1 pseudogene is annotated in these 1,024 nt (G+C 44.3%); it reads left to right on the top strand.

Annotation, left to right across the window (positions count from 1 at the left end):
* Window positions 1–628: 628 nt before the first annotated feature.
* A pseudogene (locus J1785_RS00760) lies at window positions 629–911 on the top strand (transposase); the annotation flags it as partial.
* Between the last annotated feature and the right edge of the window lie 113 nt (window positions 912–1,024).

Raw genomic sequence — 1,024 nt, 5'->3', positions numbered from 1 at the left:
GGAGGAATGTTAGTATAATCGCCCCCTTCAATAAGGTTAGGCTATATTACTTCTGACAACAATCTGGCATGTTACAGGGGAAATAAATATTCAAAGGAACAGTTACTGGATATACCATAGCGTAACTGCCTAATCGAGGCTCACTGGATGAGCCAATGTCCGAGCTTTTAGCATATCTTCACCGGCTCGAATACAATATTTTTCCTCGCTTGCTACAGCCACCACACCCATATTTAAACGAGTATTTTTTCTGATTCTGTGTTGACTTCAGAAATGGATGAATTCTATTTTTTACTTTGATGAAGTTCCACTCTGTTGCTCGGCTCGTTCCTGTGTGAAAAAGCAGACTACCCGCCCTTTTTTAAAACCTTCATATGAGACAAAAGTATCCTAAGAGAAAAAGTGAGCGGCTTTGTTGAATAAATCAGATTTAGATAACAAATCCCCTGTCAGCCACTTCCTAAAATAATCGGTACACTTTCTGGCATACCCACACGCGTCACTTTTGTTCAATACAGGATCATGGAGGTAGGCGCTGAGAAGGTCATGTGTAAGTATCCCTGCAATCCGCGCCATTCTCTTTTAGAGATGTTCCGGCATACTGATTATGTTCCCTGAAGAGGCCACCATACGTAAAATTCGCTTCACCGGGTATCAGACCATCTCCATTCTGAAATCTGTAAAAGCCGGGCGCACCGTCAAAGACATCTGCAGCAAGGCCATATTTCGCCTTCACGTTATTACAGCCGGAAGGCGAAATATGGCGGGATGCATCGGTGATCCAGGTGCTGACAGAGATGGCCGAACGTTATCCGCGCTACGGCTTTAAGAAGCTTTGCCAGGTGCTTCACAGGCAGGGGCATGTCTGGAAATACAAACGCATACACCGGATTTACTGTCTGCTGAAACTGATGCGCGTCTCTCCGGTACTGTACAAACCTGTAGATGTCTGACTCTACGCCCCGCATTTGCACCACTTGTATCTGTCAGAAAAACTCATCATAAATAAAACCCTGAGTAATTA

The sequence above is a fragment of the Rahnella perminowiae genome (assembly GCF_019049755.1).
Lineage (GTDB): Bacteria > Pseudomonadota > Gammaproteobacteria > Enterobacterales > Enterobacteriaceae > Rahnella > Rahnella perminowiae.
Note: the sequence above shows the minus strand (reverse complement) of the source record. Positions and strands in the feature narration are given on the sequence as shown.